Origin of the sequence: Paenibacillus sp. Mc5Re-14 (assembly GCF_001049835.1) — a bacterium.
GTDB lineage: Bacteria > Bacillota > Bacilli > Paenibacillales > Paenibacillaceae > Paenibacillus > Paenibacillus polymyxa_C.
The window spans coordinates 4999530-5012477 of the sequence record NZ_CVPD01000001.1 but is presented as its reverse complement, the minus strand read 5'-3'; the positions used below and the strand labels follow the sequence as shown (position 1 = coordinate 5012477).

Below are 12948 nucleotides of genomic sequence, written 5' to 3'. Positions count from 1 at the left end.
GTGAAAAGGACCGTCTTCCTCCCCAGCCCAAGCCAGAGAGGAAGACGGTCCTGGGGCTTCGCCCCTATACTTTCAATACTGCAATTAGATCACGGGTTCGATTACACTGTTGCGATGTTGCTTCATTCTGTCTTCAACGAACCACATTTCATGTTCATTTGAAATTCATGTCAGCCTCGCCTGATTACTCTACGCTTGCTCGGAAACTCCACTTTATCCATCCCGCATCACTTCTTTCCTTAAGGTCTCTAGTCTTGGTATCCAAGAATGTCCTACCTCAGTTCCAATGTGCTGTGTGATCCCAAAGTGTCTGTCCTCGCCTTGTTGTGATCAGGGTCTCCCTAGATGTGGTGGACTTTTGTCCTGATCATAGCCCATTTCATAGTTGTTTCCGACAACCTGTCTATTTAAGCCTCTCGGCCGTGACAGGCCATCCCTATTCGCCAGTTCGGATCTACTTTGGTTATCCATCGTTATCAACCTCCTGGTGTCGGGATACTATTATAATACACCTATAGGCTGTATCTGAAACAGGCGGAACAATTTTTTTATCGGGAAGAACCAAATGCTTGCTGCACGTCAGCTTCACTCACTTGTGTCTTAATAACCAGTTTCGAAGGATCTTGAGGCGAATATATAACCTCTATAATACTTCCCTGCTGCAGTTTGGATAGTTGGGAAGAGAAAACATCCTTTTGCGTGGTTACATTAAATGTTTCGCCACTGCTTTTCGTCACCGTCAGCGTAAATTGAAGCTTGATTTTATTGGGCCCCGCTTCCCCCATAGGTGTGACATCCAGTATCTTCGCATAGGCTTGCTCACCGGTTTTGGCAATTTCCATCAGCTCAGGCGATACGCCCTGCTTGACCATCTGCTCATTCATTAACGCTTGCAAATCCATTTGCGACACCTGACCTTTCAGGTCAAGACCTACCTTCATTTTGTCTTTCTCAGATACGATCAACGGAACGATCGAGCCCGGCTGAAATTGAGCCATGGAGGTCAAAGGAATAATTGTCGTCAAAGCAGTATCATATTTGTCTTCTCCCTGTTTGGTTACGGTCAACCCGAGCTTTACCTGCGGCTGATTATTTACATAAGTCCCTGTTTGTTGAACACTTGTAATGATTCCCACTCCAGGAACACCCTTCTTGACTTTACCGCCTCCAAAAAATAGACCTAAAATACCCGGTAGAAATATAAGCGCAAATCCTGTATAAATTAACGGCCGATACCACGGAGCATCCATAATCAAAAATGGATCATCCCATAAATATTCAGCCAGAAAAGGCGAAAACCCTACGCCAAACACCAGAAGTACCCCAATCAGACTCAAAAATCCTTTCATCCTCCAAAACCCCTTTTTCAATCATCTATTTTAAAAATATGCCCGCAAGAATGGTGAAACGCTCCAATCATTTATGCTGTCACCAGCCCCATATAAATCAGCTCTGATGGATTTACCGGATTGCTACCCAGCCCCACTGTATCTCCGGGCCGCGGAATTTGCAGCTTGGAAACGAGTGTTTCCAGTGTTTTTTGGTATCGATTGCCGTTAACTTCCGTCACATCTAGTACAAGCACCACAATCGGATCAAAATTTACGAGCTTCCCGGTATCTGTTACCGAAATGACAACCGCAGTCGCTGCCATCGCTAATCCACCGTTAGCCGCTGCTTGAGCTTGTCTTGCCGAGTTTAAGCTCTGGTTGATCTGTTCCCGATGCTCTTTGGGGACCAGACCTTTCATAAATAATCCGGATAAGCCCTTATTCATCAGTTGATCAGCATGTTCTATCGCATCCTGCTGTTTTTTCTTCTTGCCGAAAAAGTTCATCATGTGGCTGCACCTCATATTTTGTATTGTTGTTGTGCCTTATGAATTCAGTATAGAAGACGGTATCCGGCATCACAATATGTTTTGGCACATACAAAAAAACCGAAAAAACAGCAGCTTTAAACTGTATTTTGTCGGTTTAGTTTTGAACTTTGGGGCGGTTTGCACAAAATTTTGCGCACTTCGGAGCATTCTTTTACACGATCATCTGATCGTTTTGTGAAAAACGAATGCATTCAGACTATTTTTTACGCAAAAGATAGACCAGTTTACGATAATACGCTGATGATTCTTTATAACGACGACTGTCCTCGGACACTACAGCCAGCGTTTCATATAGTTGCTCAAGCCGCGCAGGATGCTGGAGGGCTTCAAAATAAGGCAAGCATTGCTGAGCATGCTTCCAAAAAGCATCCTGTTTTCCCTGGGCAAGCGCAAGCTGGCTTTCATAAAAATCAAGCCCCATTTGCTGATCCGTTGTCAGATTAGTTTTACGCAGCTGATCCAGATGCTGTGAGAGCAGCCCCCAGTTTTTCCGGGCAAACGCAATCTCGCAGCGATATATCAGCGTAACGGGCAGCATCATTTGTTGCATTTCCTCTCGCTCCCGACTCACCAGTGCTTCAAAACGCACCACTTCCTCCAAGGCCTTATCCAGCTCGCCAATCGACGTCAGCATAATAATCCGATTGTTCAGGATCGTCGTGAGCATATCTGCTGCATTTTCCAAATAGACCAAATTGGCCTCCGCCATAGACAACGTTAACAGTGCTTCCTGTACAGAACCCATAGCAAAACAATATCCGCTGTAAGCCACATACAGACCCGTCAAACGGTGAAAAAGCCGATCATCATATACTCTGCGCATCGTCTGCTCAAATACCTGCTTTGCCTGATCAAATTGCTTGACCTGAATGCAGGCCTCCATCATAATGTTTTGCGCATTGAGCCAGTTTTCCGTCCCTTCTTCCACCAGGCGGATTAGCTGCGTAACATTATTTAGTACATCATAATAATGATTTTTAGAGCGGAAATACTGAATTTTATAAAATAAAATTGCTTTTTTTAGCGGTACAGGCAGCTCCACCTCATCCGAGCGACCAAACTTCTCCAAGTAAAAATTCAAATAGGTTTGATGCAAATAATCATAGGCCGTTGGGTCATTTAACTGTTGAAAATAAACAGCCTTCATTAAATAAGTCGTCATTTCCACCACGAGCGAATCGTTGCGATCCTCCAACTGATCCACATAGCTTTCCGTAGCGGGATTAGCCAGCTTGGACAGCTCTGTGAAAATCTTATCCGCTGTAGCCAGCGTCTCCTCATCTTCTGCCGATGCACGCAATAGGTAAGAAGGTTGTACACCTAGGCGCTCAGCAATTTGCTCAGCCAGATCCTCAGCCAGCGGGTAACGATCAGCCAGTATATTCGCAAAATGTGCAGGTGTAACCAATCCGTCTACCAGTTCTTTACGGGATAGGTTTTTCTTTTTACACAAAAATTCAATGCGTTCCTTAAGCATGGATTATCCTTTCTACACTAACTATCGGTCATACAGCAGGGGACGCCGATCTTCAAACACCGGAATACGCCCGCGCACGTCCTGAACCAAGGCTGATTCAATTGATCCTGTGAGAATTTCCTCCTGTTCTCCGCCCTCGGCAATCATTTCTCCCCATGGATCAATGATGAGCGAATGCCCGAAGAAATCGGTATCTCCGCTACGACCTACTCGGTTACAAGCGATGACATACATCTGATTTTCAATAGCCCGTGCGGTCAGCAGGGTACGCCAGTGATGAAGCCGGGGATGAGGCCATTCTGCGGGTACGATTAGCAAATTTGCGCCGGACAGAGCCAGACTGCGGGCCAGTTCAGGAAAACGGATATCGTAGCAGATTGACGCCCCAGCCTGAATCCCGCCATCCAGTGCGAATACAACCTTTTCCTCGCCAGGCTGTAAATATTTCTCTTCATCCATAAGTCGGAACAGATGAATTTTGGAGTACGAAGCTATCTCTTTGCCTGTACGGTCAAAAACGAGCATCGTATTATACACATGACCGTCGCTTTTTTTCTCTGCGATTGACCCTGCTACTACATTCACTTGATGGGTGGCGGCAAATGCTGCTATCCATGCCCGAGTCTCCGTCCCTTCTTCGTCTGCCAGCTCATGAATGCGATCCAAGGCATAACCCGTATTCCACATTTCCGGTAGAACAATCAGATCTGGCTTTTGTTCGGCCTTCACCGCTTGTTCCATTAAAGATCGGATATGACTGTGGTTTTCGGGGGATTTCCTATCTCTATATGAGCTTGTATAAGTGCCACACCGAATGGCTGAGCTTCCTGATACGTCAAAGTCCTTCATCCTCTCTGTGAGCCGGAACTTCCCGTGTCCTATCGTCCGGTATTTTCTCCCATCATAGACCGATTAATCTGGATTACGCAACCATGAAAGCTCAATTCCTCCTATACAACTCGGTAAAATCGTGATAGATTGTTTCTTAAACTATTCCAAAAGGTCGTGTACATTGATGACTCATTTTTCTATTCCCTCAGCTGACGTCATGAAACAGTTACCCACTCAATTTTTTGCCACACTTGTACAAAATGTAAATCGTGAAATTGCAGCAGGGCATGATGTCATTAATCTCGGACAGGGAAACCCGGACACTCCTACTCCACCCCATATTGTAAAAGCTTTACAGGAATCAGCAGATAACCCGCTGTACCATAAATATTCACCTTTTCGCGGCTACAGCTTTCTCAAAGAAGCCGTTGTCCAGCGCTATCAGGAGGATTACGGTGTAACGCTTGACCCGGAAAGCGAGGTCGCCATCCTGTTTGGCGGGAAAACAGGCTTGGTTCAGCTACCGCAAGTCTTACTCAATCCGGGCGATGTGTGTCTCGTCCCTGATCCCGGCTACCCGGATTACTGGTCGGGCGTAGCCTTGGCTAAAGCGGAAATGTCATTTCTCCCCTTAAAGGAAGGGAACCGTTTTCTGCCCGATTATGAGGCCATTGCCGAAGAAGATCGCCGCCGCGCCAAATTAATGTTTCTTAATTATCCGAATAATCCCACTGCGGCAACTGCCCCACTCTCCTTCTACGAGGATACGGTTGAATTTGCGCTACGTAACAATATTGTGGTTGCCAGTGATTTTGCCTATGGCGCTATTGGATTCGATGGCGAACGGCCAGTGAGCTTCCTTCAGGCTGAGGGGGCTAAGGACGTGGGAATTGAGTTTTATACCTTGTCCAAAACATACAACATGGCCGGCTGGCGTGTTGGTTTCGCGCTCGGTAATGCCAAAATTATTTCACTGATTAATCTGCTGCAGGACCATATTTATGTAAGCCTGTTTGGCGGCATTCAGGCAGCAGCGGCGACAGCTCTGACGTCTTCGCAAGAGTGCGTAGGCCAGCTGGTGGCCCGCTATGAATCACGCCGTAACGCTTTTTATGATGCACTTGGGCATATAGGTTGGAAGGCGCCACGCCCAAGCGGCTCCTTCTTCAGTTGGTTACCTGTGCCGCAGGGCTATAGCTCGGCTTCTTTTGCCGATCTGCTACTGCGTGAAGCCAAGGTGGCTGTCGCTCCAGGGATCGGCTTTGGTAGCGGCGGCGAAGGGTATGTGCGGGCAGGGCTTCTAAGCTCAGAAACCCGACTGACCGAGGCAGCTGATCGAATTGGCAAGCTAAACCTGTTTGGTTAAGCCGTATTTTCCAGCTACAACTTCTTTGCCAAACCTGGTCTTTTCGTGGTATTCTGTATCCAATATCATTTAGCGCGTTGAAGGGACTATTAAGAGAGACCCGGTCCTGTTCAGAGAGTAAATTCCGATAGGCTGCAAGAATTTACCTGGACTCTCTCCCAACTCCTATCCCCGAGCGCCCTGCGCAATCAGGCGGTCCCTGCCGTTAACAGGTTTTAAGTGGGATGATCATGAATCATCAATGAAGGTGGTACCGCGGAAGCACAAACTTTCGTCCTTTGCATACAAAGGATGGAAGTTTTTTTGCATTAAAAAGAGTAAAATTAAGGAAGTGGACGTCTTGTCAACACGTATCGTCATTAAAATCGGTAGCAGCTCACTGACTGGAGTGGAAGGTGGCCTGAATCGGGAAGCCATCGCTTATTTTGCTAGGGAAATCAGCTTGCTTCGTGCAAAAGGCCATGAAGTGCTGCTGGTTACATCAGGCGCTGTAGCCGCCGGATTCCGGGAGATTGGGTATCCCTTTCGGCCCAAACTGCTGCATGAGAAGCAAGCGGCAGCTGCCGTCGGCCAAGCTCTTCTCATGCAAGCCTATGAGCAGGCTTTTAAAAATTTTGACCTCGTGATCGCACAGGTTCTGCTCACCCGTAGTGACTTTTTGAGCCGCAAACGGATGAACAACGCCGGAATGACTGTAGAAGAATTGCTGCGCCAGCAGGTTATCCCGATTTTTAACGAAAATGACACCGTATCGATTGACGAATTGAAATTCGGCGATAACGATATGCTGTCTGCACTAGTTGCCAATCTGGTTAAAGCTCAGCATTTGATTATCATCACGGATACCGATGGCGTATATACGGCTGACCCGCGCAAGCATCCAAACGCCGTACGTTTTGAACGTATCGAGGAAATTACTGAAGAGATTTATGCATTAGCCGGAGGTTCTGGATCAGCAGTAGGGACTGGCGGCATGCGCTCCAAAATCGAGGCTGCCAAAGTTGCTACACGCGGCGGTGTGCCTGTATATGTCGGCCGAGTAAGCGCAAATGGCGATCTGAACGCAGCTGTCGAAGGACACGGACCGGGCACTTATTTTGATACCCACCTCTCTTCACTGCCGATGAAAAAACAATGGCTTGGATTTATGTCCACCCCTCTGGGCTCGGTGCATGTAGACCAAGGGGCCGAAGAAGCGTTGGTACACGGAGGACATAGTCTGCTTCCGGTTGGCGTACGGCGTGTCGAGGGCAGCTTTCATGCCGGAGATGTCGTTGAGGTACTGGGACCGGAAAATAAGGTGTTAGGACGAGGCATTGTCAATTATGATGATGAACAGCTTAGAATGGTACAAGGTTTACCTAGCGGCGAGGTTGTGGGCAAAATTGGTCCCATCCATCGGCTTGAGGTGATCCACAGGGATGAATGGATTACATTATGTATGTAGGGAGGCCATAATATGAGTGATTTAACGACAAACACAGCGATAACAGCGGATAACCAATTCAGCGAAGTACGCACCAAAGCAAGTCTTGCGAAAAAAAGTGCCGGGGTTATGAACCGACTGACTACAGCACAAAAAAACGAAGCATTGCTTGCTATGGCAGAAGCTCTAGTGAACCATACAGAAGAGCTGATTGCAGCAAACCATAATGACCTGAAACGTGGACGGGAACTGGGAACATCCGAATCACTGCTCGACCGCCTCAAGCTGACCGAGGAGCGAATCGGGGCTATTGCCGAAGGATTACGCCAGATTGCGGCGCTACCTGATCCAGTCGGCGACACGCTTGAGCAAATTGAACGTCCCAATGGTCTACGAATTGAAAAAATACGTGTACCGCTGGGTGTCATCGGTATCATATATGAAGCGCGTCCAAATGTAACCGTGGATGCAGCGGGCCTGTGCTTGAAAACAGGCAATCCGGTTGTACTGCGCGGTGGTTCGGCTGCTCTCTCCTCCAACCGCAAGATCATTGAAGTGCTTCAGCAGGCGCTAGACGCAACAGCCGTGCCACGCGAGGCGCTTCAACTCATTGAAGATTCAGATCGTGCCTCCGTCAATGAAATGCTCACCTTGAACGGCTTGCTGGATGTGATTATTCCACGCGGCGGGCGTTCACTCATTCAAAATGTTGTTCAGAATGCTACCGTGCCTGTCATCGAAACCGGGGCTGGCGTATGCCATACATTCTTGGACGCTACAGCAAATACAGAAATGGCCGAAGCGATTACACTCAATGCGAAGGTACAAAGACCGTCCGTGTGTAACTCGATGGAAACACTGCTCGTACACTCGGATTATGCACAAACACATTTAACAGGATTGGCTGAACGTTTTCGTGATGTCGGGGTTGAGCTGCGCGGCTGTGCACGGACACGAGAACTGGCTCCTTGGGCTGTTCCTGCCACGGAAGAGGATTATGGTACCGAGTACAATGATTACATCTTAAACGTTAAAGTCGTACACAATTTGGACGAAGTACTGGAGCATATTGCCCGTTATGGTACGATGCATTCAGAGTGTATTGTCACTGAGAATAAAGCTCATGCCGATCGTTTTCTGCAAGAAGTGGACGCGGCAGCCGTGTACCACAATGCATCCACCCGCTTCACGGATGGCTTCGAGTTTGGATTTGGGGCCGAGATCGGAATCAGCACACAAAAATTACATGCCCGCGGCCCCATGGGATTGCCTGCCTTGACTTCAACCAAATACCGCGTGTACGGTACTGGACAAATCAGGGAATAATATCATAAATCAATCCGTATCTTTGGAGGTATGAATCCATGTGTGAATCACAAACAAAAGTGTTAATTAACGAGCAAATTACGTTTTTCGGGGCAGGTTCAATGGCTGAGGCTATTATTCGTGGGATGACGAATCGTTCTGTCGTCAAACGTGGCGGTATTACCGTTATCAACCGCAGTAATCAGGCTCGTCTTGAAGAACTTCAACAGCAATACGGAGTATTGTTCCAAACTGAAGATGCCGCCAAAACAGAACTGCTGCGTCATTCTCCAGTGATCGTGCTTGCCATGAAGCCTAAAGATGCTGCCGGGGCACTTGGACAGCTTGGTCCCCTCCTGTCAGATGAACAGCTGATCATTTCGGTCATCGCCGGATTGTCTATTCGTACCATGCAAACGTTGCTTGGTCGTAAGCAGCCAATCGCGCGGACGATGCCCAATACATCCAGCTCGATTGGACTGGGAGCCACAGGCATCAGCTTTTCTAAGGAGATCAGCGAAAGTCAACGTAAAAACGTGCTTACAATGTTCGAATCTGTAGGTACAGTCACGGTTATAGAAGAAGAGAAAATGGATGTATTGACCGGCATTTCCGGAAGCGGCCCAGCCTATGTCTACTACTTAATGGAAGCCATGATTGCTGGGGGAATCCGCGGTGGCTTGACTCCTGAACAAGCGCACGAACTAACAGTGCAAACTGCGCTTGGTGCAGCACGCATGGTGCAGCAAACCGGAGAGGAGCCTTCTGCCCTTCGTCACAAAATCATGTCTCCTAATGGCTCCACGGTAGCTGCATTGGAGACACTGGACAAAGGTGACTTCTACGAAACAGTGATTGCGGCGGTGCAGCGCTGCGCTGAACGATCCCGCGAGATGGGAGCTGTACTTAAGGAGGGAATTGAGTGAGCTATTGCCTGGCGACCTACCGAATATACGATGACAAAGCTGATTTTAACCAAAAGGCCCAATCTATTGCCATCGGTATGACGGTGGGCAGCTGGACTGAGCTCCCGCAGGCCAAGCGGGATGCGATGCAAAAACATCTCGGCTCTGTTCAATCTGTAGATATTCACGATGGAGGCCCCGGTGAGCGATACGCCGACTTGACGATTGCTTACCCGGATGTCAATTTCAGCCGAGACATTCCCGCATTGCTAGTTACAGTCTTCGGCAAAATTTCGATGGACGGCCGAATTAAGCTGATGAAGCTGGGGTTCTCGGAAGCATTCCTCTCTGCTTTTTCAGGACCGAAATTCGGTATCAGCGGCTTGCGCGAGCAGCTTGGCGTGTATGACCGGCCTCTGCTCATGAGCATTTTTAAATCCGTGATCGGGCTCAATTTGGACGAACTGCGTGAACAGTTTACCCGTCAGGCTCTCGGCGGCGTCGATCTGATCAAGGACGACGAGATCTTATTTGAAAATGCGCTGACGCCGATTGAAAAACGTGTCGAAGCTTGTATCCGAGCTGCCGAAGCGGCTGAGCGTGAAACTGGTAAAAAGCTGCTGTATGCCGCTAATTTAACCGGTCCAACCTCGCAGCTCAGGGCGCAAGCCCTCAAAGCTATCGACGCAGGCGCGAACGCGTTACTGTTTAACGTACTGGCCTACGGTTATGATGTGCTGCATGAACTTAGCAGCGATCCCGCCGTTTCAGTACCGATTGCAGCCCATCCTTCATTAGCAGGTGCTGCTTACCCCTCGCCTCATTATGGTATTTCGGCGTCCGTCCTGCTTGGTCAGCTTATGCGGCTGGCTGGCGCTGATCTCGTCCTCTTCCCTTCTCCTTACGGTTCAGTGACGATGCCACGTGAGGAAAACATGGCGATCCGCGATGAGCTGATCACCCGTGATTCACCGCTGAAGGCCTGCATGCCTGTCCCTTCCGCAGGGATACACCCCGGCCTAGTGCCGCTCATTGTCCGCGATTTTGGTACCGATGTGGTGGTTAACGCTGGAGGAGGTATTCACGGACATCCGCTGGGTACGGAAGCTGGCGGACGCGCCTTTGTGCAAGCGATTGAAGCGGTCCAGCAAAATGTCCCGCTGGCACCATACGCCCGCACTCATCCCGAGCTGCAATCTGCGCTCGACACGTGGGGAGGCGAACGATGAGCACTGCCAAGAAGCCCGTCATTTTTTGCGATTTTGACGGGACCATTACAAACAGCGATAATATTGTCGCTATTATGAAGCATTATAAGCCTGCGGGCTATGAGCCCATCATGCATCAAATCGTGAGCGGACATATGTCCATTCGTGAAGGCGTAGATGCGATGTTCGCCCTGATGCCTTCAGAACTTAAGGAAGACATCATCACATATGTACTTGGACAAGCGGGTATACGTGAGGGCTTTGCACGCTTTTTGGACTTTGTACGAGAGCAGCAGATTGAATTTTTTGTTACTAGCGGGGGCATTGATTTTTTTATTGATCCATTGCTAGAACCGTTCGACATCCCGCAGGATCACATCTTTTGCAACGGAGCAGATTTTTCCGGGACTCACATCCAGATCACGTGGCCGCATCGATGTGAGGAGCCGTGTAAGAATGACTGCGGCATGTGCAAAACGACCGTCATTCGTCAATACCCTCCCGAGCAATACGAACGGATTTTGATTGGCGACAGTCTGACCGATTTTGAAGGTGCCAAAATTGCCGATCTTGTGTACTCCCGCTCGCATCTAACATTAAAGTGTCAAGAGCTTGGCGTACCGCATGTACCCTTTGAGACATTTGATGATATTATCGAGGATTTAAAGCAAAAACAGGAGCAGGGGGTACTGTAATGAGTTTTAACTTGGCAGACATTTCATTCGAGGAAAAACGCCGTTCGTTGGAAGAACTCGCTGATGTCAAGGAGCTATTCGCCTCTCGTAACTGGTTCCCAGGTACAAGCGGCAATCTGTCGATCCGAATCGGTGATTTTCATCCTGAACAATTTTATTTTGCAGTCACCGCTAGCGGCAAGGATAAGACCAAACGCACTCCTGAGGATTTTCTGTTCGTAGACCAATACGGAAAAGCAGCAGAAGCCACAAACCTCAAACCAAGTGCAGAGACGCTCATCCATTGCGAAATTTACCGCCTGACAGGCTGTGGAGCAGTTTTTCATGTGCATACCGTGTTTAACAACCTGATTTCTGAATACTATGGCGAGCAGGGCTTTGTACCTGTGCAAGGCATCGAGCTCATTAAGGCTTTTAACATTTGGGAGGAAAATGCCGCCATCCAGATTCCCGTGCTGCCAAATTATGCTGATATCGCCTCGATTGCCCAGCTGGTACCAGGAGTGCTGAATGATCAGGTTCCAGGAATTTTATTGCGTAATCATGGCATTTATGCATGGGGTCGTGATGTGTTTGAAGCTAAAAAGCATCTAGAGGCGTTTGAATTTCTGTTTGAAACGACCTATCGCTCCCTACTACTGAAAACTTCGAAATGAATAAATCATAAATATTAAAGATGCATATCATTGAATTGTAAAAGTGGTCATTGAATATCGAGAACGGAACCTAGCGAAAGCACGGAACGTTCTTTTTTTTATTAAAAAAGCAACCTGTCCTACTGGCGACATAAAATCTAATCTTTTTTTCTCAAATTGAGCTTTTAAATCCGATGAAGATATCACTGAAAATTGAAAGGCAACTGGGGTGATAAGGTGAGTTGAGAATTAGAGGATACCATTTGTGATTACTGACTTTAACATAAAGGTGTTATCTTCAGATTTTGTACATGCAACATACTGTACTGAGTCGATTGATACCGGAAATAAGTCATTAAGAAGTTCCATTTGGAAATTAAATGAAGGGCAATGGCAAATGATTTTTCATCAGGGAACCCCAACCCAGTAGGAGCCCATTCTAAACCCTCGATCTCCTAAATCCTACAAACATCTTTGAATATTTTCATTGCCTGGCAAATTCCTTTTACTTGATGTTGTAAAAAAACGTCCCCTATTGGGGACGTTCCAGCGTGAATTGCTCTCCTAGCTTCGCATAGTTGTTTCCAGCCAACCGACTCACCGGACGCAACTCCTTGGCAATCACATATGTATTTTGGTACGCTTCCTTCGACAAATGATACTGCACTACACGCCCAATTAATAGATCACAGGCAGGTGTGTCCTCCTTGCCTCCCAGCGGTATCACTTTCTCCAAAATACATTCCAACCGTATTTTCGCTTCAGTCACACCAGGAACGGCGATTTTTGTACTCTTAATCGGGGTAAGACCTGCCAGTGCAACCTCACTCTCCTCCGGCGCCAGACGGGAAGCCGTCACATTCACCGCCCCCACATTGTCTTCGTCTGTAATATGTACGACAAAAGCATTATGCTCCATCGCATTACGTGCTGTATCTTTGGAAACTCCATCGACACGCTGTACGGATACAGACAGCAGCGGCGGCTCGGCGGCAACGATGGAAAAATAACTGAACGGAGCACCATTCAGCACGCCTTCGCTGCTCAAAGTCGTTACAAACGCTACCGGCCTTGGGATAATACTTCCGGTCAACAGCTTATAATTTTCACGCTCTGTAAGTGTGTCAGGATTCAATGAAATCATTTTTTCCCTCTTTTCCGGTTACATTCGCTCTTCGAATGCATATCATCAAGTTACGCTCCCTTACAAGTATCGCG

The 12948-nt window shown here is 47.9% G+C and carries 12 protein-coding genes and 1 pseudogene; 7 read left to right on the top strand and 6 right to left on the bottom strand.

Annotated elements, in window-relative coordinates; genetic code table 11:
• Nucleotides 1–330: 330 nt before the first annotated feature.
• From BN1546_RS27445 to BN1546_RS22830, 5 genes and pseudogenes are all read right to left on the bottom strand, one after another.
• Nucleotides 331–471, bottom strand: coding sequence for a hypothetical protein (locus BN1546_RS27445; protein ID WP_165082404.1), 141 nt, complete (start codon nt 469–471; stop codon nt 331–333).
• A 77-nt stretch (nt 472–548) separates the two neighbouring features.
• Entirely contained in the window at nt 549–1349 is an 801-nt protein-coding gene (locus BN1546_RS22845) for a DUF3592 domain-containing protein (protein WP_013371612.1), read from the bottom strand.
• 71 nt (nt 1350–1420) lie between these two features.
• A complete protein-coding gene (locus BN1546_RS22840; protein ID WP_090738888.1) occupies nt 1421–1840 on the bottom strand; it encodes a hypothetical protein in 420 nt (139 codons plus the stop codon).
• Nucleotides 1841–2078: 238 nt separating this feature from the next.
• The gene (locus BN1546_RS22835) at nt 2079–3359 is read right to left on the bottom strand and encodes a helix-turn-helix domain-containing protein (RefSeq protein ID WP_058829707.1); all 1281 of its coding nucleotides are present in this window, start codon (nt 3357–3359) and stop codon (nt 2079–2081) included.
• 21 nt (nt 3360–3380) lie between these two features.
• Nucleotides 3381–4198, bottom strand: a pseudogene (locus BN1546_RS22830) (carbon-nitrogen family hydrolase).
• A gap of 176 nt (nt 4199–4374) precedes the next feature.
• Here BN1546_RS22830 and BN1546_RS22825 point away from each other — a divergent pair.
• The 7 genes from BN1546_RS22825 to BN1546_RS22795 all read left to right on the top strand — a co-directional run bounded on the left by BN1546_RS22825 (nt 4375) and on the right by BN1546_RS22795 (nt 11751).
• On the top strand, nt 4375–5556 hold the full coding sequence (locus tag BN1546_RS22825; RefSeq protein WP_090738887.1) for a pyridoxal phosphate-dependent aminotransferase: 1182 nt from the start codon (nt 4375–4377) through the stop codon (nt 5554–5556).
• 241 nt (nt 5557–5797) lie between these two features.
• Nucleotides 5798–7003, top strand: coding sequence for a glutamate 5-kinase (gene proB / locus BN1546_RS22820; protein ID WP_014599974.1), 1206 nt, complete (start codon nt 5798–5800; stop codon nt 7001–7003).
• A 12-nt stretch (nt 7004–7015) separates the two neighbouring features.
• Nucleotides 7016–8308: a glutamate-5-semialdehyde dehydrogenase gene (locus tag BN1546_RS22815; RefSeq protein WP_058829710.1), complete on the top strand. Its 1293-nt coding sequence runs from the start codon at nt 7016–7018 to the stop codon at nt 8306–8308.
• A 38-nt stretch (nt 8309–8346) separates the two neighbouring features.
• On the top strand, nt 8347–9213 hold the full coding sequence (gene proC / locus BN1546_RS22810; protein ID WP_090738886.1) for a pyrroline-5-carboxylate reductase: 867 nt from the start codon (nt 8347–8349) through the stop codon (nt 9211–9213).
• On the top strand, nt 9210–10421 hold the full coding sequence (locus BN1546_RS22805; RefSeq protein ID WP_090738885.1) for a 2,3-diketo-5-methylthiopentyl-1-phosphate enolase: 1212 nt from the start codon (nt 9210–9212) through the stop codon (nt 10419–10421). Before proC ends, BN1546_RS22805 begins: the two co-directional genes overlap by 4 nt.
• Nucleotides 10418–11095 carry a 2-hydroxy-3-keto-5-methylthiopentenyl-1-phosphate phosphatase gene (locus BN1546_RS22800; RefSeq protein WP_090738884.1) on the top strand — a complete coding sequence of 226 codons (678 nt, stop codon included), beginning with the start codon at nt 10418–10420 and terminating at the stop codon, nt 11093–11095. The genes BN1546_RS22805 and BN1546_RS22800 overlap by 4 nt, the downstream gene beginning before the upstream one ends.
• Entirely contained in the window at nt 11095–11751 is a 657-nt protein-coding gene (locus BN1546_RS22795; protein ID WP_090738883.1) for a methylthioribulose 1-phosphate dehydratase, read from the top strand. Before BN1546_RS22800 ends, BN1546_RS22795 begins: the two co-directional genes overlap by 1 nt.
• A gap of 511 nt (nt 11752–12262) precedes the next feature.
• Here the strand turns inward: BN1546_RS22795 and BN1546_RS22785 are convergent.
• Nucleotides 12263–12874: a flavin reductase family protein gene (locus tag BN1546_RS22785; RefSeq protein WP_090738882.1), complete on the bottom strand. Its 612-nt coding sequence runs from the start codon at nt 12872–12874 to the stop codon at nt 12263–12265.
• Between the last annotated feature and the right edge of the window lie 74 nt (nt 12875–12948).

Bases quoted from the DNA above. Each gene is read 5' to 3' on its own strand.
- BN1546_RS22815 (WP_058829710.1), top strand. From the start codon at position 7,016: ATGAGTGATTTAACGACAAACACAGCGATAACAGCGGATAACCAATTC.
- BN1546_RS22840 (WP_090738888.1), bottom strand. From the start codon at position 1,840: ATGATGAACTTTTTCGGCAAGAAGAAAAAACAGCAGGATGCGATAGAA.
- proC (WP_090738886.1), top strand. From the start codon at position 8,347: ATGTGTGAATCACAAACAAAAGTGTTAATTAACGAGCAAATTACGTTT.
- BN1546_RS22800 (WP_090738884.1), top strand. From the start codon at position 10,418: ATGAGCACTGCCAAGAAGCCCGTCATTTTTTGCGATTTTGACGGGACC.
- BN1546_RS22795 (WP_090738883.1), top strand. From the start codon at position 11,095: ATGAGTTTTAACTTGGCAGACATTTCATTCGAGGAAAAACGCCGTTCG.
- BN1546_RS22845 (WP_013371612.1), bottom strand. From the start codon at position 1,349: ATGAAAGGATTTTTGAGTCTGATTGGGGTACTTCTGGTGTTTGGCGTA.
- proB (WP_014599974.1), top strand. From the start codon at position 5,798: ATGAAGGTGGTACCGCGGAAGCACAAACTTTCGTCCTTTGCATACAAA.
- BN1546_RS27445 (WP_165082404.1), bottom strand. From the start codon at position 471: ATGGATAACCAAAGTAGATCCGAACTGGCGAATAGGGATGGCCTGTCA.
- BN1546_RS22835 (WP_058829707.1), bottom strand. From the start codon at position 3,359: ATGCTTAAGGAACGCATTGAATTTTTGTGTAAAAAGAAAAACCTATCC.
- BN1546_RS22825 (WP_090738887.1), top strand. From the start codon at position 4,375: ATGACTCATTTTTCTATTCCCTCAGCTGACGTCATGAAACAGTTACCC.
- BN1546_RS22785 (WP_090738882.1), bottom strand. From the start codon at position 12,874: ATGATTTCATTGAATCCTGACACACTTACAGAGCGTGAAAATTATAAG.